The 22562-nt window shown below is 55.3% G+C and carries 21 protein-coding genes and 1 pseudogene; 12 read left to right on the top strand and 10 right to left on the bottom strand.

Annotation, left to right across the window (positions count from 1 at the left end):
- Positions 1-27: 27 nt before the first annotated feature.
- The 6 genes from ACNAZA_RS17645 to ACNAZA_RS17620 all read right to left on the bottom strand — a co-directional run bounded on the left by ACNAZA_RS17645 (position 28) and on the right by ACNAZA_RS17620 (position 5167).
- Positions 28-567 carry a VOC family protein gene (locus ACNAZA_RS17645; RefSeq protein ID WP_415797837.1) on the bottom strand — a complete coding sequence of 180 codons (540 nt, stop codon included), beginning with the start codon at positions 565-567 and terminating at the stop codon, positions 28-30.
- 17 nt (positions 568-584) lie between these two features.
- The gene (locus ACNAZA_RS17640; RefSeq protein WP_415797836.1) at positions 585-1658 is read right to left on the bottom strand and encodes a porin; all 1074 of its coding nucleotides are present in this window, start codon (positions 1656-1658) and stop codon (positions 585-587) included.
- A gap of 183 nt (positions 1659-1841) precedes the next feature.
- On the bottom strand, positions 1842-2675 hold the full coding sequence (locus ACNAZA_RS17635; RefSeq protein ID WP_415797835.1) for an alpha/beta fold hydrolase: 834 nt from the start codon (positions 2673-2675) through the stop codon (positions 1842-1844).
- 85 nt (positions 2676-2760) lie between these two features.
- Positions 2761-3315 carry a VOC family protein gene (locus tag ACNAZA_RS17630; RefSeq protein ID WP_415797834.1) on the bottom strand — a complete coding sequence of 185 codons (555 nt, stop codon included), beginning with the start codon at positions 3313-3315 and terminating at the stop codon, positions 2761-2763.
- Between the two features lie 32 nt (positions 3316-3347).
- Positions 3348-4148 carry a 2-oxo-hept-4-ene-1,7-dioate hydratase gene (hpaH, locus tag ACNAZA_RS17625; protein WP_415797833.1) on the bottom strand — a complete coding sequence of 267 codons (801 nt, stop codon included), beginning with the start codon at positions 4146-4148 and terminating at the stop codon, positions 3348-3350.
- 56 nt (positions 4149-4204) lie between these two features.
- Complete coding sequence (locus ACNAZA_RS17620; protein ID WP_415797832.1) at positions 4205-5167, bottom strand: Bug family tripartite tricarboxylate transporter substrate binding protein; 963 nt, start codon at positions 5165-5167, stop codon at positions 4205-4207.
- Positions 5168-5485: 318 nt separating this feature from the next.
- On the opposite strand from ACNAZA_RS17620, the gene ACNAZA_RS17615 reads away from it, so the two are divergent.
- The 3 genes from ACNAZA_RS17615 (at position 5486) to ACNAZA_RS17605 (ending at position 8176) form a co-directional block, all read left to right on the top strand.
- Complete coding sequence (locus ACNAZA_RS17615; protein WP_415797831.1) at positions 5486-6205, top strand: GntR family transcriptional regulator; 720 nt, start codon at positions 5486-5488, stop codon at positions 6203-6205.
- A 229-nt stretch (positions 6206-6434) separates the two neighbouring features.
- Positions 6435-7256, top strand: coding sequence for an IclR family transcriptional regulator domain-containing protein (locus ACNAZA_RS17610; protein ID WP_415797830.1), 822 nt, complete (start codon positions 6435-6437; stop codon positions 7254-7256).
- A complete protein-coding gene (locus ACNAZA_RS17605; RefSeq protein WP_415797829.1) occupies positions 7253-8176 on the top strand; it encodes a LysR substrate-binding domain-containing protein in 924 nt (307 codons plus the stop codon). The genes ACNAZA_RS17610 and ACNAZA_RS17605 overlap by 4 nt, the downstream gene beginning before the upstream one ends.
- A 102-nt stretch (positions 8177-8278) precedes the next feature.
- On the opposite strand, the gene ACNAZA_RS17600 is transcribed toward ACNAZA_RS17605, so the two are convergent.
- The 4 genes from ACNAZA_RS17600 to ACNAZA_RS17585 all read right to left on the bottom strand — a co-directional run bounded on the left by ACNAZA_RS17600 (position 8279) and on the right by ACNAZA_RS17585 (position 13188).
- Entirely contained in the window at positions 8279-9664 is a 1386-nt protein-coding gene (locus ACNAZA_RS17600; protein WP_415797828.1) for an MmgE/PrpD family protein, read from the bottom strand.
- A gap of 88 nt (positions 9665-9752) precedes the next feature.
- Positions 9753-10730, bottom strand: a complete 978-nt coding sequence (locus ACNAZA_RS17595; protein WP_415797827.1) for a flavin reductase — start codon at positions 10728-10730, stop codon at positions 9753-9755.
- A gap of 162 nt (positions 10731-10892) precedes the next feature.
- The gene (locus ACNAZA_RS17590) at positions 10893-12164 is read right to left on the bottom strand and encodes an acyl-CoA dehydrogenase family protein (protein ID WP_415797826.1); all 1272 of its coding nucleotides are present in this window, start codon (positions 12162-12164) and stop codon (positions 10893-10895) included.
- Positions 12165-12366: 202 nt separating this feature from the next.
- On the bottom strand, positions 12367-13188 hold the full coding sequence (locus ACNAZA_RS17585; RefSeq protein ID WP_415797825.1) for a DNA-binding transcriptional regulator: 822 nt from the start codon (positions 13186-13188) through the stop codon (positions 12367-12369).
- Positions 13189-13423: 235 nt separating this feature from the next.
- On the opposite strand from ACNAZA_RS17585, the gene mhpA reads away from it, so the two are divergent.
- The 9 genes and pseudogenes from mhpA to ACNAZA_RS17540 all read left to right on the top strand — a co-directional run.
- Complete coding sequence (gene mhpA, locus ACNAZA_RS17580; RefSeq protein WP_415797824.1) at positions 13424-15211, top strand: bifunctional 3-(3-hydroxy-phenyl)propionate/3-hydroxycinnamic acid hydroxylase MhpA; 1788 nt, start codon at positions 13424-13426, stop codon at positions 15209-15211.
- Positions 15208-16179, top strand: coding sequence for a 3-carboxyethylcatechol 2,3-dioxygenase (locus ACNAZA_RS17575; protein ID WP_415797823.1), 972 nt, complete (start codon positions 15208-15210; stop codon positions 16177-16179). The genes mhpA and ACNAZA_RS17575 overlap by 4 nt, the downstream gene beginning before the upstream one ends.
- A complete protein-coding gene (gene mhpD, locus ACNAZA_RS17570; RefSeq protein WP_415797822.1) occupies positions 16176-16985 on the top strand; it encodes a 2-keto-4-pentenoate hydratase in 810 nt (269 codons plus the stop codon). Before ACNAZA_RS17575 ends, mhpD begins: the two co-directional genes overlap by 4 nt.
- A gap of 100 nt (positions 16986-17085) precedes the next feature.
- Positions 17086-18072 (top strand): Bug family tripartite tricarboxylate transporter substrate binding protein, encoded by a 987-nt coding sequence (locus ACNAZA_RS17565; RefSeq protein WP_415797821.1) that lies wholly within the window; start codon positions 17086-17088, stop codon positions 18070-18072.
- A 19-nt stretch (positions 18073-18091) separates the two neighbouring features.
- Entirely contained in the window at positions 18092-19069 is a 978-nt protein-coding gene (locus ACNAZA_RS17560) for a Bug family tripartite tricarboxylate transporter substrate binding protein (protein WP_415797820.1), read from the top strand.
- 22 nt (positions 19070-19091) lie between these two features.
- The gene (locus ACNAZA_RS17555; protein ID WP_415797819.1) at positions 19092-20042 is read left to right on the top strand and encodes an acetaldehyde dehydrogenase (acetylating); all 951 of its coding nucleotides are present in this window, start codon (positions 19092-19094) and stop codon (positions 20040-20042) included.
- A gap of 11 nt (positions 20043-20053) precedes the next feature.
- Complete coding sequence (gene dmpG / locus ACNAZA_RS17550; RefSeq protein WP_415797818.1) at positions 20054-21088, top strand: 4-hydroxy-2-oxovalerate aldolase; 1035 nt, start codon at positions 20054-20056, stop codon at positions 21086-21088.
- Positions 21089-21203: 115 nt separating this feature from the next.
- Positions 21204-22064, top strand: a complete 861-nt coding sequence (locus ACNAZA_RS17545) for an alpha/beta fold hydrolase (protein WP_415797817.1) — start codon at positions 21204-21206, stop codon at positions 22062-22064.
- A gap of 111 nt (positions 22065-22175) precedes the next feature.
- Positions 22176-22517, top strand: a pseudogene (locus ACNAZA_RS17540) (transposase); the annotation flags it as partial.
- Positions 22518-22562 lie beyond the last annotated feature (45 nt).

Below are 22562 nucleotides of genomic sequence, written 5' to 3'. Positions count from 1 at the left end.
ATGCGATTGAGGCTATTAATTGAATTTTTAGGCAGATTGCATTTGATTCTGCATATTTTCAATCCATTGCTGACGTGGCATAAATGTCGGGTTATCACGACATTCCACTTCTACCTGAGCCAAAATATTTTCTTCGGATAAATTGAGGTCCAATGGTTTTCCAACAGGCTGGCTTACATACCAAGGCGTATGGCAGTAAATTTCACACTGATTACCCTCAGGATCCTGGACATAAAGACTCAGCGCATTGCCATGGCTTTTGACCATATTAATGGACACTCCTTCTGCCAGCGCTTTGGCATGAAAACCTTTGAGTGTTGTGAGATCTGGCACCAGAAACGACAACTGATTCACGGTGGGCTTGCTGCCAGGCTCACGCCCCACCACCAGCACTACCTGATGGTGCTCCGTAGGGTCAGCGCTCAAAAAAGCCCCCTTCCCCACCGTTCCCATGCCGCCATCCGTCTTGGTCATCCCAAAAAAATCTTGGTAGAAGGCCGCCATTTTTTCCAACTCCACCACGTAAATACCAACGTGTTTGAAGTGTGCTTTCAGTTTCTTGGTCATATCTAGCCTTCTCTAATTTAGAAGGTGTGGCGCATGCCAACACTCCACTGGTTTTGTCGAGAGTTGCTGGAGTTGAGCAAGCCCATCGACGCTATGCCACCATTGCTCACCTTTTGGTTGGTGTAGAAGGCATACAAAGTGCTGCGCTTACTCAAATCATAAGTCGCGCCCAGATTGAATTGACGCACATCCTGATTGCGCGCGCTCTTGTCATTGAGCACCTGATAACCCGCAGACAAGCGCCATGCGTTCACCGGGAACACCGCACGCACGGACATCACATCACCATCCACGTCTTTCACGTTCTTGGCATTGCGCTGCTGTGTATAGATGGCACCCAAATGCATGAAGCCAAAGTTGTAGCCACCTACGACGGCCAGGATCTTGTCTTTGGCCTCAGCACCTGTACAACCACCCGATGTCTTGCATTCGCGTTCAAGGTAAGTCACCGCAGCATTCACCGGGCCTTGGGCGTAACCCACACCTGCAGACAGTGTGCGACCAGCGGCGTTATCACCCGCTACTTCACCCAGGCCCACCATGGCTGTTGCCGTAAAACCACCCAGATTAGGGCTGGTGTATTTGATGGAGTTATCGGTACGGCTGCCACCAATGGTGTTGTCAAAACGACCCACAGAGGATCCGGGGATGGCAATCCCATCCACAGCACCGCCGACCAAGCCAAAAGTGGGGGCCCCGCTTGAAAGCACCAGGTGGTCGTAAATAGGCGAGTACTGGCGACCCAGTGTCAAAGTACCCAGTTGCGTAGACTTCAAGCCTACCCATGCCTGGCGATTGAAGAAAATCGTGGACGAAGTGGATGTTCCGGTGTCCATTTCGATGCCACTTTCCAAAGTGAACACCGCGCTCAACCCACCTCCCAGGTCTTCATTTCCCTTGAAGCCGATGCGAGAAGACTGCAAGCGCCCGCTGGTCACAGCGTTCAAGCTGCTTCCCCCTTTGTTGCTGATGTGCGCAAAGCCCATGTCTGCCACGCCATATATTTGCACGGAGCTGGTTTGAGCCGAAGCGCCCATGCAAGCGGTAGCTACCACGGCACCGGAAGCCAAAGAAATTGTTATATTCTTCATTTTGTCTCCTGAAATTGTTATCTTGATAATTCCGTTTAAGAAGGGCACGTCTTTTCAGATGATGTTTTTAAATTTCATTATGAATTCCATAATGACTTATCCACACCCCAGAAATTTCAAATTAAAAATTTGCGCGAATTTATCCAGCACAGATCACTGCGCTTTTTTTTAATGGATTAGTATTTATTGCAGCTTAAGAAAACCGGTTACTTCGAGATTAAACTCTTCGGGCTTTTCAATAGGAACCAGCAACCCACATTGAGAATGAATATGAACTCGAGAGTTCTTTATTCTATTCAACATATATAGCGAGTTATCGTAATTCAATGTTGGATTATCACGGCCCCAGATAATCAGCGTTTTGGCTTCAATGCGGTGCAATTCCGGCCACAGCACCTCCAAATTTTCGCCAGGCTTTCCGCCCTTACCCTCCGGGGCCTGGGCCATGAACTCGGGAGCGATACTGGCCTCATAACGCTCGCGCACCATCTCCTCTGTAATGCAGCGCTTATCAAATACCAGGCGCTCCATGCTGGCGCGCATGCGCTCCATGCTAGGGCCTTCGCCTTGGTAGTAGCTGTGCGTGGCTGGGGCACTTTTTTGCTGGAACAAAGACAGGCCGCCAGGGCAATTGATAAGCACCAATCTATCCACAACGCCTGGAAACTCGAGCGCCATCTTGATGGCCACAGCCCCCCCAGTCGCCATGCCCAGAATATGGGCCTTATCAATGCCCAGTGACTCCAGCATATCCTTGAAGCACTGCGCATAAGCACCGGTACGTACACCGTCAATGGCCGGTTTGTCTGACTTTCCGTAGCCCGGCAAATCCACAATCAGCGTACGAAAATTTTGCGACAACGCTTCCAAATTGCGGCCAAAGTTGCTCCAACCAAAAGCGCCTGGTGCCCCCCCGTGAATGCACAAGAGCACCGGGCCTGTACCCGCCTCGTGGTAGTGAATCTTGACGGGGCCAGCTTGGACAAATCGGCTGGTATTTTCAGGGGTGAGACGCATGGCAATGGACGCTTGAAATAAAAGGCAGCAAAGCAAATAAAACGGTGCTCAAACTACATAAGGACGACAGTGGAAACAGCGCCTTTTAAGGCAACTGGCGCTGCGCATCAATACGCGCCTGAATCTCGACCTGCCATTCGCTGCGCAGCTTGAAACCCTTGCTGCTCTTGGCCGATTGCTCGGTGCGCGCGCGGATGGTCTGCACATCTTCATGGACCAAATCCAGCGGCCACCAGATAGGCTGGCTCACATACCAAGGCGTGGGGGTGTAGCACTCGATGCGGTTACCTTCGGGGTCTTCCACATAGATGCTCCAGGTGTTGCCGTGGTCTTTTTGCTGCAGGATCTTGACGCCTTCTTTGTGAAAGTCTTCGGCCAAGCCTTTGAGCGTTTCCAGATCTTCGTAAACAAACGAGATTTGGTTCATGCCGGGCCATTCGGGCTTGCGGCCATTGGCAATCGCCAGTTGGTGGTGCTCTTCTGGGTCGGCGGTCATAAAAGCCACCTCATGACCTGTAGAGCCAATGCCGTGGTCGGACACGACCAAACCAAACCAGCGCGAGTAAAACTGGATCAGTGTGGACGGCTCAAAAGCAAAAATGCCAATGTGACGGAAGTGACCTTTGGGTAGCAATGCCATGAAAAATCCTTGAGAAACGGTTCGAAGATCAATTAGATAAAGCGAAAGGCCACGGAACCCAGTGGGCCGTAGTCCACATGAAAGTTATCGCCCGCCACGACGGAGACGGGGCGTGTGAAGGAGCCTGCCAACACCACCTCACCGGCTTGCAGCGACTCGCCCCATGGGGCCAGCTTGTTGGCCAGCCATGCCACACCGGTGGCCGGATGGTTGAGCACGGCAGCGGCCACGCCCGACTCTTCAATCACGCCGTTTTTGTGCAGCAGCGCGCTGACCCAGCGCAGGTCCACGGCATCCGGGCGCACAGGGTTACCGCCCAGCACAATGCCTGCGTTGGCGGCGTTGTCAGAGATGGTGTCAAACACCCGGCGCGGCGCTTTGGTAATGCGATCGAACTGCTCAATACGCGAATCGATGATTTCGATGGCCGGCACCACGTAATCCGTGGCTTTGAGCACATCGAAAATCGTCACATTCGGGCCTTGCAACGGCTTGGCCAAGATAAATGCCAACTCCACCTCTACCCGTGGTGCAATAAAGCGATTGACCGGAATATCGCCTTGTGCAAAGAACATGCTTTGCAGCAAGGTACCGTAATCAGGCTCATTAATTTGGCTGCTGAGTTGCATGGCACGCGAAGTCAGGCCAATCTTGTGTCCTCTGACCACGTCCCCTTGCGCAATTTTTTGGGCCACCCATGCACGCGAGATGGCGTATCCGTCCTCGATCGTCATGTCCGGAAAGCGCTTGGAAAAGTGCTCACTTTGCACGCGGCTTTGCTCACTGTCGTGCAGTTCTCGGGCCAGTTGCGCAATGGTTTGGGGGTCCAACATAAATATCCTGTAGAGCTGTCGCTGCGTGTCTTGTTCGCTGTGGTGGGTGCCCGGTCTTACTGAGGCGTGATTCCCAAACGAGCGGCCAGAGCCGTCCACTCGGTGATGCTTTGCTGAATTTGATGGCGCAGCCCATCGCGCGTGGTGGGCTTGGCCTCGAAATACAGGTTCTCGATGCGCTTGACGGTCTCTGGCGTACGCAGCACTTCGTTCACATCACGGTTGATTCGGTCCAGCACATCCTTGGGCGTTCCTTTGGGAGCAAACAGCCCCATCCAGTTACTGCGAACATTGGGAAGACCCAGTTCCGTAAAGGTAGGCGTGTTGGGGTAGACCTTAGAGCGCCCCTCACCCGTAATGGCCAAAGTCTTCAGACGGCCTTCCTTCACGAAAGGCAAAGGTGGGAACTCGGACTGCAGCGACATCTGTACTTCGCTGGCGACCAATGCATTGAGCAAAGGCGCAGAGCCACGGTACTGAATGTGTTCCATCTTCACAGCATATTTGTCCTGCATCACACCGAAACTGAGCAGCACATCGCCAGGCCCTGTCGTGCCGTAATTCAGCTTGCCCGGATGCTCTTTGGCATAGGCCACCATTTCCTGGAAGGTGTTGGCAGCCAAATCTTTGGGAGCGGTCAGCACCAAGCGACCCTGGGCCACCTTGGAGATGGGCTCCAGCGCATCAGGCACGCTCACCCCAGGATTGCGCACAAAAATAGGCTGAGCAGGCCACGCTGTGGTGTGCATCAGCAGCGTCAAACCATTGGGAGCCGTGGTGGTCACATAACGGGTACCGATCAAACCACCAGCGCCAGGACGGTTTTCCACAATTACCGGTTGCTTGATTTTTCGTCCGAGCTCCTCCGCCACGATGCGCGCTATCGCATCAGTTCCCGAGGCCGCTGGATAAGGCACCACGATCTTGACGGATCCGTTGGGGTAGCCATTGGCATTGGCGGCTGCGGCACTCAATGCCAACAAACAACCCAGCCCCATCTGGCGCAACATTTTCTTCATAGCGTGTCTCATCCTTATTTGTAGCAACAGGCGTTGATGACAGCGGCAGCCATTCACTGACGCAATCAACACCTCCAATTGGCACGTATCTTTTGAAAGATGCGCCATTATTGAGTGGCTAAAAAAATAAAAAAGACTGTGCAAAGAGTGCACAGATAGATCAGGGAAAACCCAAAGACACTTCATTTCATCAAAAAATTATCATTTGGCACGTGAAAAGATCAATTTGGCATTTTTCACAACTTTGGTTGTACTTAAACTCAACTTCCTCGCTTCATGAATGCACACGTTCTAGCCATCGCAACACCCCCTGAGACCATGAACGCACCTACCCCTGCCACGAGTCCACGTAAAGGTCGGCACACTTTTAACGTTCAGGAAGCGTTGCTGAATGACATTGACCGGGGGGTGCTCACACCAGGCATGCCACTGGAAGAACGTGCGCTGGCAGATAAATTTGATGTCTCTCGCACCCCTGTGCGCGATGCTCTCAAACAACTGGCCCAGATGGGGCTAGTCAAACTCACGCCGCACGCGGGGGCACAAATCGCACGCAAATCCATTGGTGAGTTGCGGGCTTTGCTGGAGTACGTCAGCGAGTTGGAGCCGCTGTGCACCAAGCTGGCGGCCCGCCGGGTGGATGCGTTGCAGATCGCACGCATGGAGGCCGCCAATGCCCTGTGCGAGCGCTGTGCCAACACACCGGAGGAATACGGCAAGGCCAATGAAGCCTTTCATGATGTCATCTATGACGCCAGCCATAACCCGATCCTGGCCAACCAAATCAAGGCGGCTCGTCGCCAAGTCAAGATGTACCGGGTGGGAAGCCTGGCGTCTCCTGCGCACATCCAGCGCTCGCTGGAAGACCACGCCGCCATTGTGAAAGCCATCTCCAGCGGCGACGAACGCCGCGCCATGGAAGCCATGCAAAAACATTTGCCAGCTGGAAATACGGGCTTTTCGGAGTTTTTAGCCAAAGTACCCATGCACTACTTCGACAATGAATCCGCCAACCCCTATGCGTTGATGCGCTTATAAAATTCATAGCACCTCATCTACTCATATCCAAGCATTCAACACTATTTACATGAAGCTCCTTCATTCACAGTGACTGAATGCTTCCATATAGATAGCAAAAACCAAACACCAGGCACCTAGATCGCATACCTGCACTGCAACCGCAAATGCTGCAGCACACATCGGCTACCTCGCGATCACAGACGCACGCGTTTATCGAATCCACGCTTCCTCGACACATTTACAGGCCATGGCTACCACCACTCCCAACGCAGCTGCCGTATGCCCCGACCCGCAGTACAAAGAAGTGCGAGGCCTGGCGCGTGGTCTTTCACTGCTTCGCTCACTCAATCAGATGCCGGGTGGCATGTGCTCGACCAGCGAATTGGCTAGGACCTGCGGTATTCACCGGACCACGGCGAAACGACTCCTGGAGACGTTGCGCCAGGAAGGCTATGTAGCCCTGGGCGAGCGCGATGGGCAATATCGCCTGTCACGCATGGCCCGCGTATTAGGGGACGGCTACCAGGAGCGTGCATGGGTGAGTCAGGTGGCCCTGCCCCAGTTGCAGGCCCATGCCACCCAGCTCCTATGGCCCTGCAACCTGGCCACGTTTGAAGCAGGCTGGATGGTGCTACTGGCCTCCACCCGCAAACAAAGTCCCATGGCGCATAACCACGCATTACTGGGTGAGCGACTTCCAGTCCTGCAAACTGCACTCGGCCGCGCCTACCTTGCCGCCTGCAGCTCCGAGCGATTGACTGCTGTGCTGGCCGATCTGCGCTACCGCCAAAAAGAGTGCAACGTCACCGAAGCCGACCTGCAAACCGTGCAAGAGATCATCGACCAAACCCGTGCCCGTGGCTACGCCCTGAGCGCGGATGTGCAAAATGCCCGTTTTTCCAGCCTTGCCGTGCCAGTGCAGTGCGATGGCACATTGCTGGGCGCACTGAATTTGGTGTTCACTAAAAATGCCCTGGACACCGAAGCCATCGCTCAGGCCTACTTGCCCAAACTTCAAGCCTTGGCCAAAGACATTGGCGAGACCAGCATTTCCTGGATTGACCGATGAGCCAGCCCCTGCGTATTTCAGAGCGCATGCCCTCACTGACGGCAGTGCGCTATTTTTCTGTGGCAGCCCGACTGCTGAGTTTTACGGGTGCGGCACAAGAGCTGCATGTCACGCAAGCGGCCGTCAGCCGCATGGTGCAAACGCTGGAGCAGGATCTGGGCGTTGCCTTGTTTCAGCGCAGCGGCAAATTCATTCGACTGACCCCTGCAGGCCTTGCCTACTACCAAGAGGTCAGCGAGGCTTTGGCCAAAATTATGCAAGCCAGCCAAACTGCACGTCGCTCTGTCCAGGAAGAAACGCTCTCGCTGATTGTCAACACCGGTTTTGCCATTCGCTGGCTGGTGCCCCGGCTGCCAGATTTCCAACGCCTGTACCCCCACATTCACGTGGATATTCTGGCTAGCGAAGCGGATGCCCTGGAAAGTCAGCGCCCAGTGCACTTAAGCATTCGCCTCGGCAGCCAGAGCGCGGCAGGCCACAGCGTCACGCGCCTGAACGTAGGAGATGACTTTGGCGTGGTGTGTTCACCGGCACTGCTGAGCTACAAAAAAGTCTCTACCCCTGAGGACCTGATAGGACAGCCGCTACTGGCCCACACCAACCCCACCCGCGACTTCTGGGCAGAGTTTTTTGCCGACTTTGGCCTGGGCTCACCCGACTTGGGGCAGGCCCCGCGCTTTCATCAACTGCTGATGATTGCGGAGGCGGCGATCTCAGGCCTTGGTTTTGCGCTGGTGCCTCTGTTTTTATTTCAGGAAGAACTGAAATCTGGCCGCTTGGTGCCGGTGTTTAGCCAAACCCACCGACCACGACAAGGCTACTGTTTGGTGCAATCCAAAGAGTCCGAAAAAGACCACAAGGTCAACTGCTTCAAGCAATGGCTGCTGAAGACGGCAGAAACCAATATGCCCTCCGCCTGAAGCATCAGCACCCAATGACGCGGGAGACAAGACTCGTCAATGCAGGTCATGCCTGACGAAGAGCACCCCTGACGTGGCGCTCTTGCATATCCTCGCGGTACTTTATGCCGCTGGTTGGCCGACTAAGCACGACACTAGAGAGCGTACATCGCTCAGTGTCTCTAGCTGATCGAGTAACGCTAGACCTTGCTGGGCTTGCTCCGCTGTCACTCGCCCCGAGAACGTCATATTGCGATCATATTTTTCACGCACGTGCGCAGGCGTGATAGGGTTGTCACCCCAGCCCAGCGGGGTGTCTCTGAAGGCAGAAAAGCGCTCGCCATTGCGCAAGTGCACCGTCAGCAGTCCCGCATGGGGCTTCGCCATCTCATCAGAGGGCAGCAGTTGCACCTTGGCCGACAAAGCAATCACATCGGCATCGCGGATAAAGCCTTCGGTGTAGTGCTCAATGCGCACTTCGCGGTGCAGCAATGCATTGGCCACGCCATACGGAATGCTGAACAACGAACGGGGCTGCGCATCATCCTGGGCCATAGTCTGGTTCAAAAAGTGCTTGATGCGGTTGGGTGGTACCTCCAGCGTCACCGAGGTGATATCAGCTACCTCGTAGGATTGGTTGCGGGCAATTTCCAGCGCGCTTTCAATCGGGTTGTGCACGCCGTAGCAAGATGGATGAATCTTGTGCATGCCCTTGGCATAAAACACCTTCCCCAGATCGATCAGCGCGTTGTCGGGCTGCGGGTTGTGGCAATACAAGTTGAAATAGCCTTGCAGAGCATTGAGCGGATCTTTCACACCCTTGAATCCCTTCATGGCCAACTCCACCGCCAGCACAGCGTTGTATCCAGCCAGGGCACCTGGCAGCTTGAAGGTATCCACCCCATCCCACAAGGACTGGAAAGAGCCAGCCATCATGTGCAGCAAAATGCCATAGGCATTCACCAATTGCTCATGATTGGCTCCCATCAAACGGCCCACTGTTGCTGCCGCGCCCATGGCGTTCGCCGTGCCGCACACTTCAAAGCACTTGTCAAAATTAAACTGGTCAGAGACAGCGATCCGCGCGCCAATATCGCCACCCAGCACCACGGCTGCGATCAACTCTTTGCCACTGCTACCCACAAACTCAGCGGTGGAAAATGCCGTGGGGTCCGTGGTGCTGCACACATGACCCACCATTTTGTGGGCATTGGCACCTTCAGGCTCCGGACCGGCCACTTCAAAGTCAAAAGAGCGCCCCATCAAGCAGTTCATCATGACCGCATGCTGAAGTGGCACCTTATCGCCATGCGCCAAAATGCTGGCCTGCGCCGCACCACCCCAGGTGCGAATCAACTCTAACATGGCATTGTTTCCGCCTGCTTGCCAGCCACCTACCGTGCAGCTGAGCGTATCAATCAAGCGCAACTTGGCGGCGTTCACCGTGGCTTCGTCGAAAGCCTCGAAAGGAGTGTTGAGAGTGTGATCAACCAGCGTATCAATAAGCATTTTGTAGTCTCTTACAGTCTCTGAAAAACAAACAAGTCTGCGCCGGTCCAGCGGGCAGACTTGCAGATGGATACCGTGTAGCGCGCAATCAGTGGGCCTGCAACGAATCCATCACTTTTTTGGCCGTTGCAATCTCTTGGGCCGTCAGACCTTTGAGCTTTTGCAAAGTGAAGTCCATAGCGCGCTGGCGCAAAGCCTCCACTTTGCTTCGGCCGCTGGCGGTCAACGTGTACTCGCCTGAAGCGTCTGCATGCGTCACATAGCCATTGGCCAGCATCTCGTTCAGCGCATCTTCGGTGGAGGTTTGTCCCAAATAGGTGGCACGTTCCAACCCATCGAGAGTGCTAATGCCATCACCCAAAGCATTCAACATGCGGCTGGTGGCCAGCGTCATACCCAAAGCTTCACGATGCTCCTCAAACTGGCCAGAGAGCTTTTGCGCCGTGGATTTGAGCAGCGACAGCAACGGCATCTCAGACGAGTCTTGCTTGGGCACAGGCGTTTGCTCTGCGGCAGGTGCCAGGAGCGAGGGATGACTTTGCGCCACGGCATACTGCCCTTGCGTGAACAGCAGAGGACGACCATCAAAGCGGGAAAATCGCAACACGCGGCCAATCAAAATATGATGATCACCCCCATCGGCCACATGCTCCAGCGCGCATTCAAAATGCCCAATAGCCGGAGAAATCAAGGGACAGCCATGTACACCGCTTGCCCAGCGCACTTGCTCAAACTTGTCTGCGCGTCCCGCACCAAAGATGCGGGACACTTCGGTCTGCTCTTCTTCCAAAATGTTCACCGCATATTTTTGCGCACCCAAAAAGGCCGCCGCACTACTGGACTCTTTGCGAATGGACCACAGCACCAGCGCAGGATCGAGCGATACCGCAGCAAAAGAGTTGACAGCCATGCCCACCGGCTGACCCTCAAATTCTGTAGTGATGATCGCAATACCCGTGGCAAATTGACCCAGGCAACGGCGAAATGCCCGCGCATCGTCTTGAGGTTGACCCTCTTCCACGGGCTGTACAGCAGGTGCAGTATTGAGTAAAGGTGCGGTGTTCATGGCGTGATCTGGATCTGCAACGCCCGGCCCATCAAGGCAGGCCGAGGTGCTTGTTCAAGGAAATCTTCAGCCCCACCCAGTCCAGCATTGGCTTTGAAAGAGCCAGCGCTGCAGGGGGCTTGAAGTCAAAGAATGGGAAAGCTTTGAGTGCCTTGTCTGAAATTACTTGTAGTAGGCCAGCGTTCCCATGTCGCTGAAGGGTGCTGGCTCCATGCCAAACATGGTCTTGATATACAGACTTGCCGCCATTTCACGACCCGCCGACCCGTGGTTGCGGGCTGCCATCAAATCACGATAAACCTGCTGCAAATCGTTGTTTTGTGCCGAGGCCGCTGCACCGGCAATCGGCCAGATTTCATGAATTGCATCAAAACAAGTGGCATTGGCATCCGCCGATTCAAAGCGCACACGCATGCGCTCCAGCGGCGTACCTTCTTTGCCCTTGCAAGCCAGATCAAACAGCGCACTCCAGTTGCTCAGGTGACGGTTGCGCACACCGTTGACCTTGGTCAGCGTGTCTGCCAACTTCAGGTGCAAAAACGGATTATTGGCAATGGGTGCGCCCGTGCCTTGACGTGTCAAGCGCACCTTGGCTTGTTCCATAAAGTACTGCAGACCGTAGCTGGCCGTGCCAATTACAGTATTGGTAGCTGTGGAGTTGAAGATGCCCATGAACGACAGCCAGTAAAGCGGACGGTTGTTGAGCAACCAGCCAGCGTTGTTGTCTTCGTAGGTATCGCGCAAATGGTGCACGCGGTACTCGGGCACAAACACCTCGCGCAGTGTGAGCGACTTGCTGCCCGTGCCCTTCAAGCCTTCCACATTCCAGCTGCTGTGGTCGACTTCCAAGTCGGTCACGGGAACCACAAAGTTCTTGTCGCCACCGCCCAGAATCACCCATTGAGCGTGGTCCACGCCGCTGGAGAATGTCCAGGTGCCGTTGAGCTCATAACCCCCCTCCACTGCTCGGAGTTTGCCGATAGGCGCATAAGAGCTAGAGGCACGGGTGTCGGGGTTGTCGCCCCAGAACTCTTCTTGCATACGCTCGTTCATCAAAGCAATTTCAAAAGAGTGGCAATTCAGTTGCCCGGCAATCCATGCGGCGGCGCTATCTGCTTCGGCAATTTTCATAACGCCTTCAAAAAACGATGCGGGATCGGCTTCCAAGCCGCCGTACTGCAATGGCGTGAAGGTGCGGAACACGCCCGCTTGCACCATCAAGTCACCTGTGCGCTGGCTCACCTTGCCATCGCGCTCGGATTCATGGCGCAAAGACTTGATCTCCGGTGTGACGGCTTCTACAGCCTTCACAAATTCGCCGCCTGCCTTATAGGCACGAGCGCGGTAATCGCTCCAATCTTGCGTAGCAGCCATGGCGCGCAGCTGTGCAGGGCTGTTGCATTGCTTGGATTCAATTTCGACGGTCACGGACATGGTTTCTTCCTTGTTGATGAGTGCTTAGGAAGAAATGTAGAAGCGATGACTACAAAACCAAAACGACCTTTTTCAGGGCTTCCATGACGTCAGATCATGCAAGTCCCCAACTGCCCAAACCACGCCATCCAGCATTACCGGACACTTGGCAGATTGCAAGACTGCCTCAAACATGACTGGCGTGGACTTCAATGACGCTTTGCTACTCGCGATTACTCATCCATGGCTGAATATCCTTGCCAATACGCTGAGCCAGGCGCTTTAAACGAGGAAAGTAACGATTTTCTATGTCTGCCACGCTGACAGAGGCTTTGGGAAACACCAGGTTAACCCCTCCGAGCAACTGGCGCCCGCAAGTCACCGGGACGGCAATGGCCGCAAACGCGTCTTCTCTATCCCAGTCACCATCGTTGATGGCATAGCCCCGAGAACGTGTTTCCGCAATCAATTGCTCTACCGTACCCGTATCACGTGCCATCACCCCCACGTCATCAGCTCGTTGTGCAAGCAGTGTGAGCAGTCCTTCTCGCTCAGCGGTAGAGCAGGCTGACAAATAAGCACGCCCCATTGCCGTAAAAAACAATGGCAGTTTTTCGCCTATTTTCCCCCGGTGCTGGGACAGAAGACTGAAGCGATGCGTACTCTCACGCACCACCATGAAACCGCCTTCCAGAGTCCCCAAATCACAAGGCCAAAGCAAATCCGGTATGGCTGCACGCATGAGTGGTAATGCAATTTTCTCCACCCAGTCGTCATCCACAAAACCTTCACTCAGGCCACGCACCGCAAAAGTCAAATAGTACTGGCCCTCTTTCTCTCCTTTGCGAACATAGCCATCTGTGCGCAATGTCTCCAGAAGACGTTTCACCGTTGTTCTGTGAATATTGCAACTTTGAGCCAATGACGTCGTCGTGGCCATGCCTCCAGGAGCGCGATTGAGTGCCTGCAATAACGCAAGGCCACGAGAAAGACTGCGGACATCTTTGTAGTCGTTGTTGATCGTCCCGAGATTGGAAGATTGCATATTGATGAAATGTTTTTGTGGGGAATCTCGGCCATATCCGTACCTAAGCCATCACGTAGCAAAGCGCGCATCTAAGAGATCAGAGGTATGTACGCTCTCTACTGAGCTAACGCTTCGAGGGTATTCACCAAGCTTTATGTGCACCACGTGCACGCAGTTCTGAATTTTGGCACGGGTGTTGAGAATGATCAAAACAGCGGGAAATTCGCGCTGAAGCGACATTGGAGACACAGGAATGAATGCCAAAGATCAACGACCAGTTGAAATCAATGAGTGTGATGTTTTGATTGTTGGAGCGGGGCCAGTGGGACTGACCTTGGCCAACACCTTGGGACTCGCTGGTGTCAGCGTACTCGTGCTGGAAAAACTCGACAGCATCATCGACTATCCCCGCGCTATTGGCATTGACGACGAATCTCTGCGCACTCTTCAGGCCGCAGGTTTGGCCGAAAAAGTTCAGGCCCACATCACGCCTGATCACTGGATGCGTTTTTACACCGCATCAGGCCAGTGCTTTGCCTCTATCGAGCCACGTACTGACGAATTTGGCTGGTCACGCCGCAATGCCTTTATTCAGCCCCAGGTCGATGCCATCCTCTACCAAGGGCTTCAGCGCTTTCCTCAAGTACAAGTGCTGCTGGGCCAGGAGTTGCAGCAGTTCTCGCAAAACGACTCCGGCGTGAGTGCAGAGATCAAAGACTCCAGCGGTCAGCAGCGCATATTGCGGGCCAAATACATGGTGGCCTGTGATGGCGGCAACAGTTTGATCCGCAGAACGCTGAATGTCGGATTTGAAGGTCGCACTAAGCCCAACCAATGGATTGTGGTTGATGTGCGCAATGACCCATTGGGTACACCGCATGTCGGTATGCACTGCGACCCTGAACGCCCTTATGTGTCCGCAGCCCTTCCCCATGGCATTCGCCGCTTTGAATTCATGGTGATGCCCGGCGAGACGGAGGAAGAACTTTCCAAACCCGAAAACCTGGCCCAACTCATGCGCAAAGTGGTGGCAGACCCTGATAAGGTGGACTACATCCGAAAGCGCGTATACACCCACAACGCACGTTTAGCCAACCAGTTTCGCGTGAATCGTGTTTTGCTCGCCGGTGATGCCGCGCACATCATGCCCGTCTGGCAAGGTCAGGGCTACAACAGCGGCATGCGTGACGCCAGCAATCTGGCTTGGAAAATGGCAATGGTCGTCAAAGGCCAAGCAGGTCCCTCCTTGCTCGACAGCTACGAGCAAGAGCGTCGCAGCCACGCACGCAGCATGATTCACCTGTCTGAAGTTGCGGGTGACATCTTTGCCCCAGAAAGCCACACGGCGGCAAAGGTGCGCGACACTTTGATGCTCGCACTGAATGCGGTGCCCCCCGTGAAGCAATACTTTGCAGAAATGCGCTTCAAACCCATGCCGCGCTATGAGCAAGGTGTGGTGCTTCACCAGACTGCTACGCAGAATCAAGGTCACAAAACGCCTCTGGCCGGCCTGCTGAATCGCTCTGGCGATACGCCATTCAGCCGTCTGCTTGGTCTGATGGCTGAAAAAAAGGAATCTCTGTTTGGCCGCTTGGTTCATGGCTTGGAGGCCCCACAACCCAGTCCTATCGGGCGAATGTTTATTCAGCCCAAAGTCTCGACACCTGACGGCGAAACGGTACGTCTGGATGACCTGATTGGCCTGAACTTTGCCATCATTGCCTGGGGCACTGATCCAAGCTATGGTATGGATGAAGCGACCCTTTCCTTCTGGAAAAGCCTTGGTGCACGCTTTATCCGTGTCATGCCAGTTGGGCAAATGCAGCACTCTTCACCCACTCGTGAAGGTGTTTTGACCATTGGCGACGCACAAGGCCGTATCAAAGACTGGTTTGGCGCACAAAACAAATCCATCGTTTTCGTGCGTCCAGATCGTTTTGTCGCTGCGCTTGCATCACCTCAAGAAGTTTCCAGCGTTACGCGACAACTCGCAGGTGCGCTGCATGCCCAACTGCCCTCCACTCAAGAGGCATTTGCATGATGCAAGTCACACTCCAAAATGCCCAACGCGCATTTTTGGGTATGTCTCATTCGCCCCTGCTGGGACTCAACCCCATCAGTGCCGAAGATCAGACCGCCCTGGACAATGCAGTGGCACAGGCGAAGGCAGCCGTTCATGCTTTTGATCCCGAGCTCATCATCTTGATTGGCCCTGATCACTACAACGGCTTTTTCAATGAGCTCATGCCTACCTTCTGTATTGGTAGCGATGTAACGGCCGTCGGAGACTACTTGTCTCCCGCTGGCCCATTGAATGTCCCCAGTGATACCGCCATCGCCTTGGCTGAACACTTGATGGATTCGCATTTTGATATGGCCGTGTCTAGACGCATGCAGGTCGATCATGGGTTCTCCCAAGCGCTTCAGGTTTTATGGGGAGATGACCTCAAAACACCACCAGTGATTCCAATCTTCCTCAATGCGGTAGCCCAACCCACCATCGCACGCCTGAGTCGTTGCGTTGATCTGGGCAAAGCGATTGGTAATTTTCTGGATACCTTGCCGCAGCGCACCTTGCTGATCGGCTCCGGCGGCTTGTCACACGAACCACCCGTGCCTACGCTGCAGCACCCCGACCCCGCTGTGCGCGAACGCATCACGATTAAGCAGATACCGACATTGCAGGAGCGCGATGCCAAGACCGAGCGCGTCAAAGCAGCGGGCATGGCTCTGGCTCATGGTGAAGACTGGATGAAGCCGCTCAACCCTCAATGGGACTTGCAATGGATGGAAGCGCTAGCTAGCGGCGAGCTGACAGACCTCTGCGCCATGAGCGAAGACTCGATTGCCCAGGAAGCCGGCAACTCTGCCCACGAGTCCAAAACCTGGCTGGTCGCACGCAGTGCCCTGCCGTTGAACACCAAACTGCCCTGCCCTGTGCGGGCCTACCGCGCCATTCCTGCACTGATAGCGGGCTACGGACTGATGCTAATGCACACCCAGCAATGAACGAACACGAGAGCACCATGTCTGAATCCACCCTCCAAATCGCCCGCTGGGCTGAACGTCTTCGCCAAGCCGAGGCAACCTCCACTCCGATCGCGCCACTGCGCGACGATATCAGTGACAACGAAACCGCCTACGCTGTGCAGCTTGCCAATGTCCAGCATGCGCAAGCGCAAGGTCGCCGTATTGTCGGCCGCAAGATTGGCCTGACATCGCTCGCCGTGCAAAAGCAGTTAGGGGTTGATCAGCCTGATTTCGGCACTTTGTTTGCTGACATGGTGTATGGCGACGACGAAATTGTTCCCCTGTCACGCACACTGCAACCCAAAGTGGAAGCCGAAGTGGCTCTTGTGCTCGCGCGCGATCTGAACTTGAAGGATGCGACTCTGGTCGACATCATCAACGCCACTGACTACGTGCTTCCGGCCATCGAAATCGTGGGCAGCCGCATTGCCAACTGGAATATTCGCTTCATCGACACCGTGGCCGACAACGCCTCCAGTGGTCTGGTTGTTCTAGGCGCTGTACCCACCCGCTTGAATGCACTCGACCTGAAGCTGTGCGACATGCGCATGGAGCGTAACGGCGAGGTGGCCTCCACCGGCTCTGGGGCTGCCTGTCTGGGCCACCCGCTGAATGCTGCTGTCTGGCTTGCCCGCAAACTGGCACAGCTAGGCCAGCCCCTGCGTGCAGGTGATCTGGTTCTCACCGGCGCCCTCGGCCCCATGGTTCCTGTGCAAGCAGGAGATCGCTTTGAGGCACATATCAGTGGCGTCGGTTCGGTCCGCGCCCAATTCGGACAGGCCTAAACGCGCTCACAGACTGGTCATAGCCAGCACGCCCATCAAGCTGTCTGATTTTTCGCTTTTCTACCCCTGCAAACGACACAACACCAACGGAGACAATCGGATGTGGAATCGACGTAACCTGCTGAGCCTGACGGCCTTCACCCTAGTAGCAACCGCTACGCCTGTCTGGGCACAAGCCACAGCCCCAAACTTTCCCAGCCGTCCGCTGACGATGGTCGTGCCTTTTCCCGCCGGCGGCATCACGGATGCCATTGCCCGCATTCTGGCGCTGAAGGTAAGTGAGCAACTAGGCAAGCCTGTTGTGGTGGACAACAAGCCTGGCGGTGGCGGCCAGATTGCAGCCGCTTTTGTGCGCCAACAACCAGCTGACGGCCACACCATCTATGTGGCAGCCACCGAAATGTTTGCGATCAACCCCACGTTGTTCCGCAACTTCTCGTATGACCCACTCAAAGACTTCACGCCTATCACGTCGCTGATTTCATCTCCCCTGGTGCTGGTCGTTGGTGCCAACAGCCCCATGAGCAGCGTCAGCGATGTGGTAAAGCAAGCCAAGATCCGTAAGGACGGCCTGAACTTTGCATCGCAAGGCATGGGATCCATTGGCCATCTACTGGGTGAAACCTTCCGAGGCAAGACAGGCGGCACCTTCAACCATGTGGCATACAAGGGCTCAGCCCCGGCGCTGCAAGATGTGATGAGCGGGCAGGTGGACTTTATGTTCGATCCTGTCATCAGCACGGCGCCTTTGATTGCAGGCAAAAAACTCAAGCCGCTGGCCATTGCAGCTGACAAACGCGCCTCGCAAATGCCCGATGTCCCCACACTCAACGAGCTGGGTATTGCCGGTGTGAATGCTGGCGTGTGGTTTGGTGCCGTCGCCAAGGCAGGCACACCCGCGACAGCTGTCAACCGTCTCAACGAAGCGCTGCTCAAAGCCATGAAAGATCCAGAAGTGCTCAAGCGCTTTGCCGATCAAGGCATGCAGCCCTTTCCTTCAACACCTGCGCAGTTCGGCACTTTCATTCAGTCCGAACTGACTCGCTGGGCACCGCTGATCAAAGCCAGCGGCGCCTCTATCGATTAACGCAGACAGGAAACAACGCATGTTCGACCGTCGCACAGCACTTCAAACAGCTTTGGTTTTTACAGCATCAGGCTGGGCAAACCTGTCTTTCAGCCAGCACTTTCCCTCTCGCCCTATCACCCTTGTGCTGCCATTCGCCGCTGGTGGTATCAGCGACACCATGGCCCGACTGCTAGGCCAGCATGTCGCCCAGCAACTGGGTAAACCTGTAGTGATAGAAAACAAGCCCGGGGGCGGTGGGCAGATTGCTGCCTCCTACGTGAAACAACAGCCCGCCGATGGGCACACCATGTATGTCGCTGGTACAGCCATGTTTGCGATCAATCAAACTTTGTTTCGTACCTTTTCCTACGATCCGGTTAAAGACTTTGATCCGGTTACTGCACTGGTCACTTCACCGCTGGTTTTGGTCGTCGGCGAAAACAGCCCGATTAAAAATGTGGCCGATCTCGTCGCGCTGGCCAAGAGCAAAAAGGCGGGCTTGATCTTTGCTTCACAAGGCCTTGGCTCTATTGGTCACCTGCTCGGTGAGCTTTTCCGCAGCCGCACTGGTGGCGTTATGGAACATGTAGCCTACAAAGGCTCTATGGCGGCATTGCAGGACGTCATGACGGATAGGGTGGATTTCATGTTTGACCCCATCAGCTCAACCGAAGCGCTGATTGCGGGAAAGAAAATGCGCGCCCTAGCCATTGCAGCTGACGTACGCGCACCACAGCTGCCCAATGTGCCCACGCTCAAGGAGCTGGGCATTTCCGGCGTTGATGCTGGCGTTTGGTTTGGTGCGGCTGTACGGGCAGGCACTCCCGCTTCTGCTGTACAGGTGTTGAACAGAGCCTTGGTTGCTGCGCTCAACGAGCCGAGCATACGACAGCGCTTTGCATCACAAGGCATTCAGGCAATACCTCAGACACCTGAACAGTTCAAGCAATTCATTCGCAGCGAAATATTTCGCTGGACACCGCTAGTCAAGGCCAGCGGCGCCTCAATCAACTGATTTTTTCTGGAAAGCAATTGCTATGACCCGCAAACTCAAGGCTGCCATCATCGGCAGCGGCAACATCGGCACAGATCTGATGATCAAGATTCTGCGCCACGGCCAGAACATCGAAATGGGTGCCATGGTTGGCATTGACCCTGCCTCCGATGGCCTGGCTCGCGCTGCCCGCATGGGTGTGGCCGTGACCCACGAAGGCGTGGAAGGTCTCACGCGCATGCCCCAGTTTGCCGACATCGACTTCGTCTTTGATGCCACCTCAGCAGGTGCTCATGTAAAGAACGATGCCTTTTTGCGGGGTCTCAAGCCCGGCATTCGCATGATCGATCTGACGCCTGCGGCCATCGGTCCTTATTGCATTCCCGTGGTCAACGGCCTAGCGCACCTGGACGCGCTGAACGTGAACATGGTCACTTGCGGCGGTCAGGCCACCATCCCCATGGTGGCAGCTGTCTCGCGTGTGGCAAAGGTGCATTACGGCGAAATCGTTGCCTCCATTGCCAGCAAGAGCGCAGGCCCAGGCACCCGCGCCAATATCGATGAGTTCACCGAAACCACCTCTAAAGCCATTGAAGTGGTGGGCGGTGCGACCAAGGGCAAGGCTATCATCATCATGAACCCGGCCGAGCCGCCACTGATCATGCGCGACACCGTCTACACCTTGAGCGACTTTGCGGACCAAGATGCAATTGCCGAATCGGTGGAGCGCATGGCAGCAGACGTGCAGTCCTATGTACCCGGCTACCATTTGAAGCAAAAGGTGCAGTTTGACCACATCGACACGCCCATCCGCATCCCTGGCGTGGGCAATGCCTTAACGGGTCTGAAGACCTCGGTGTTCTTGGAAGTGGAAGGCGCTGCCCATTACTTGCCCGCCTACGCTGGCAATCTGGACATCATGACCAGCGCAGGTCTGCGCACCGCTGAACACATGGCCGCCCGCATGCTGGCCGCCACACTGGCTACTGCTTGAGGAAGACCGCCATGAACGCGAACAAGAAAATCTACATCTCCGACGTCACCCTGCGCGATGGCAGCCATGCCATTCGTCACCAGTACAGCGTCGAGCAAGTCAAGCAAATCGCCAAGGCCTTGGATGATGCCAAGGTGGACTCCATTGAAGTGGCCCACGGCGACGGCCTGCAAGGCTCCAGCTTTAACTACGGCTTTGGGGCACACACCGATCTGGAGTGGATTGAAGCGGTTGCCAGCGTTGTCAAGCACGCCAAGATCACCACCTTGCTGCTACCCGGCATCGGTACCGTCCATGACCTGAAAGCCGCCTACGACGCCGGCGTGCGCGTGGTGCGAGTAGCCACTCACTGCACCGAAGCCGACGTTTCGCGCCAACACATCGAATACGCCCGCCATCTGGGCATGGAAGCCGTGGGCTTTTTGATGATGAGCCACATGCAGACCCCCCAAGGTCTGGCCCAACAAGCCAAACTGATGGAAAGCTACGGCGCCACCGTCTGCTACGTGGTGGACTCGGGTGGTGCCTTGGGCATGCAAGACGTGCGTGACCGTTTCCGCGCCTTCAAGGAGGTTTTAAAGCCGGAAACACAAACCGGCATGCACGCCCACCACAACCTGAGCTTGGGTGTGGCCAACTCCATCGTGGCTATCGAAGAAGGTTGCGACCGTGTGGATGCAAGCTTGGCCGGCATGGGCGCCGGTGCAGGCAATGCGCCTCTGGAAGTCTTCATTGCCGCTGCCGAGCGCATGGGATGGAACCACGGCACCGATTTGTACAAACTCATGGATGCGGCCGACGATATCGTTCGTCCCTTGCAAGACCGCCCAGTACGCGTAGACCGCGAAACACTGGCTTTGGGTTACGCCGGTGTGTACAGCTCGTTCCTGCGCCATGCCGAAGTGGCAGCAGCCAAGTACAACTTGAAGGCCGTAGACATTCTGGTGGAGCTGGGCAAGCGCCGCATGGTGGGTGGTCAGGAGGACATGATTGTGGACGTGGCTCTTGATTTGCTCCGCCAGCGCGGCGCAGCTGTAGCGGCTTAAAACGGTGCGCATGGCACGGTGGCCGTGCCATGCGATGCACTTCAAGTGCCTTAAGGCACTTTCAACTTTGTGCAGCCCCTTTCTCAAGGCGCTGCCCTCTTAAGGAATTTCAGGCATGAGCACCCCCATCACCGAAGAATCCACCAGCCACTTCATCACCATCACCGAAGACGGTAAGCCCCTGAAGCTCCACTACAACGACGTCGGGCAAGGCGAGAAAGTAGTGGTCATGCTGCACGGCTCCGGCCCCGGCGCTAGCGGCTGGGCCAACTTCCACCGCAACATTGACCCGCTGGTGGCTGCAGGCTACCGCATCATCTTGCTGGACTGCCCAGGCTGGAGCAAAAGCGACACCATCATCAGCACCGGCTCACGCTCCGACCTGAATGCGCGCTGCTTAAAAGCCGTGCTTGATGGTCTGGGCATTGGCAAGGTTCACATCATTGGCAACTCCATGGGCGGTCACAGTGCCGTGGGCTTTGCACTGGCCAACCCCGACATGGTGGGCAAGCTCATCTTGATGGGTGGCGGCACGGGCGGCCCCAGCAACTTTGTGCCCATGCCCACCGAAGGCATCAAGCTGATCGGCGCGTTGTACCGCGACCCCAACGTGGAGAACATCAAACGCATGATGAGTGTGTTTGTGTACGACACCAGCAGCCTGACCGAAGAGTTGTACCAGCAGCGCCTGAACAACATTCTGGCCCGCCGTGACCATCTGGAGAATTTCGTCAAAAGCGCTCAGATCAATCCCAAACAGTTCAGTGACTACAGCCCGCGTCTGCACGAAATTAAGGCAAAGACCTTGGTCATCTGGGGCCGAGATGACCGCTTTGTGCCGCTGGACATTGGTCTTCGTTTGATCTGGGGTATTCCGAATGCCGAGTTACATGTTTTCAACCAGTGCGGGCATTGGGCTCAGTGGGAACATGCTGATTCCTTTAATCTTATGGTCCGCCAATTTCTCGCTTCCTGAGCGTAAGTGGACTGATGTTGTCCCAAATTGTGGGGTTCCTAGGGATCCTTTGCATAAATCTTCAACGCATGTGCTTGCACATGCGTGCCAGGAGCGGCAGCATCCCGGCCCATGCAGCAATTTGATCTCGGCCTGAACCTTTCCACCAAAAAAACACACAAACGCGAATTCCTGGAGCAGATGCAGCAGGTTGTGCCATGGCAAGAGTTGGTGGGCTTGATTGCACCCTATGCACCTGAAGGGCGTAAGGGACGGCCACCGTTTCCTGTTGAGATGCTGCTGCGCATTCACTTCATGCAGCAGTGGTTCAACCTCAGTGACCCGGCCATGGAAGAAGCGCTGCATGACATGCCTTTGTTTCGGGACTTCGTTGGCTTGTCATGGGACAGTCCTGTACCCAACGAGAGCACCATCTTGCGTTTCCGCCATTTGCTGGAGTCACACAAGCTGGCCTGAAGCCTCCTCGAATCTTCGCTCCACTCCAAAGTAGAGAATCCA

It is taken from the genome of Comamonas aquatilis, from assembly GCF_965139575.1.
GTDB classification, from domain to species: Bacteria; Pseudomonadota; Gammaproteobacteria; order Burkholderiales; family Burkholderiaceae_C; genus Comamonas; species Comamonas aquatilis.
Note: the sequence above shows the minus strand (reverse complement) of the source record. Positions and strands in the feature narration are given on the sequence as shown.

Excerpts from the sequence above, each read along its gene's own strand:
- ACNAZA_RS17645 (WP_415797837.1), bottom strand. The coding sequence starts at position 567 with ATGACCAAGAAACTGAAAGCACACTTCAAACACGTTGGTATTTACGTG.
- ACNAZA_RS17640 (WP_415797836.1), bottom strand. The coding sequence starts at position 1,658 with ATGAAGAATATAACAATTTCTTTGGCTTCCGGTGCCGTGGTAGCTACC.
- ACNAZA_RS17635 (WP_415797835.1), bottom strand. The coding sequence starts at position 2,675 with ATGCGTCTCACCCCTGAAAATACCAGCCGATTTGTCCAAGCTGGCCCC.
- ACNAZA_RS17630 (WP_415797834.1), bottom strand. The coding sequence starts at position 3,315 with ATGGCATTGCTACCCAAAGGTCACTTCCGTCACATTGGCATTTTTGCT.
- hpaH (WP_415797833.1), bottom strand. The coding sequence starts at position 4,148 with ATGTTGGACCCCCAAACCATTGCGCAACTGGCCCGAGAACTGCACGAC.
- ACNAZA_RS17620 (WP_415797832.1), bottom strand. The coding sequence starts at position 5,167 with ATGAAGAAAATGTTGCGCCAGATGGGGCTGGGTTGTTTGTTGGCATTG.
- ACNAZA_RS17615 (WP_415797831.1), top strand. The coding sequence starts at position 5,486 with ATGAACGCACCTACCCCTGCCACGAGTCCACGTAAAGGTCGGCACACT.
- ACNAZA_RS17610 (WP_415797830.1), top strand. The coding sequence starts at position 6,435 with ATGGCTACCACCACTCCCAACGCAGCTGCCGTATGCCCCGACCCGCAG.
- ACNAZA_RS17605 (WP_415797829.1), top strand. The coding sequence starts at position 7,253 with ATGAGCCAGCCCCTGCGTATTTCAGAGCGCATGCCCTCACTGACGGCA.
- ACNAZA_RS17600 (WP_415797828.1), bottom strand. The coding sequence starts at position 9,664 with ATGCTTATTGATACGCTGGTTGATCACACTCTCAACACTCCTTTCGAG.
- ACNAZA_RS17595 (WP_415797827.1), bottom strand. The coding sequence starts at position 10,730 with ATGAACACCGCACCTTTACTCAATACTGCACCTGCTGTACAGCCCGTG.
- ACNAZA_RS17590 (WP_415797826.1), bottom strand. The coding sequence starts at position 12,164 with ATGTCCGTGACCGTCGAAATTGAATCCAAGCAATGCAACAGCCCTGCA.
- ACNAZA_RS17585 (WP_415797825.1), bottom strand. The coding sequence starts at position 13,188 with ATGCAATCTTCCAATCTCGGGACGATCAACAACGACTACAAAGATGTC.
- mhpA (WP_415797824.1), top strand. The coding sequence starts at position 13,424 with ATGAATGCCAAAGATCAACGACCAGTTGAAATCAATGAGTGTGATGTT.
- ACNAZA_RS17575 (WP_415797823.1), top strand. The coding sequence starts at position 15,208 with ATGATGCAAGTCACACTCCAAAATGCCCAACGCGCATTTTTGGGTATG.
- mhpD (WP_415797822.1), top strand. The coding sequence starts at position 16,176 with ATGAACGAACACGAGAGCACCATGTCTGAATCCACCCTCCAAATCGCC.
- ACNAZA_RS17565 (WP_415797821.1), top strand. The coding sequence starts at position 17,086 with ATGTGGAATCGACGTAACCTGCTGAGCCTGACGGCCTTCACCCTAGTA.
- ACNAZA_RS17560 (WP_415797820.1), top strand. The coding sequence starts at position 18,092 with ATGTTCGACCGTCGCACAGCACTTCAAACAGCTTTGGTTTTTACAGCA.
- ACNAZA_RS17555 (WP_415797819.1), top strand. The coding sequence starts at position 19,092 with ATGACCCGCAAACTCAAGGCTGCCATCATCGGCAGCGGCAACATCGGC.
- dmpG (WP_415797818.1), top strand. The coding sequence starts at position 20,054 with ATGAACGCGAACAAGAAAATCTACATCTCCGACGTCACCCTGCGCGAT.
- ACNAZA_RS17545 (WP_415797817.1), top strand. The coding sequence starts at position 21,204 with ATGAGCACCCCCATCACCGAAGAATCCACCAGCCACTTCATCACCATC.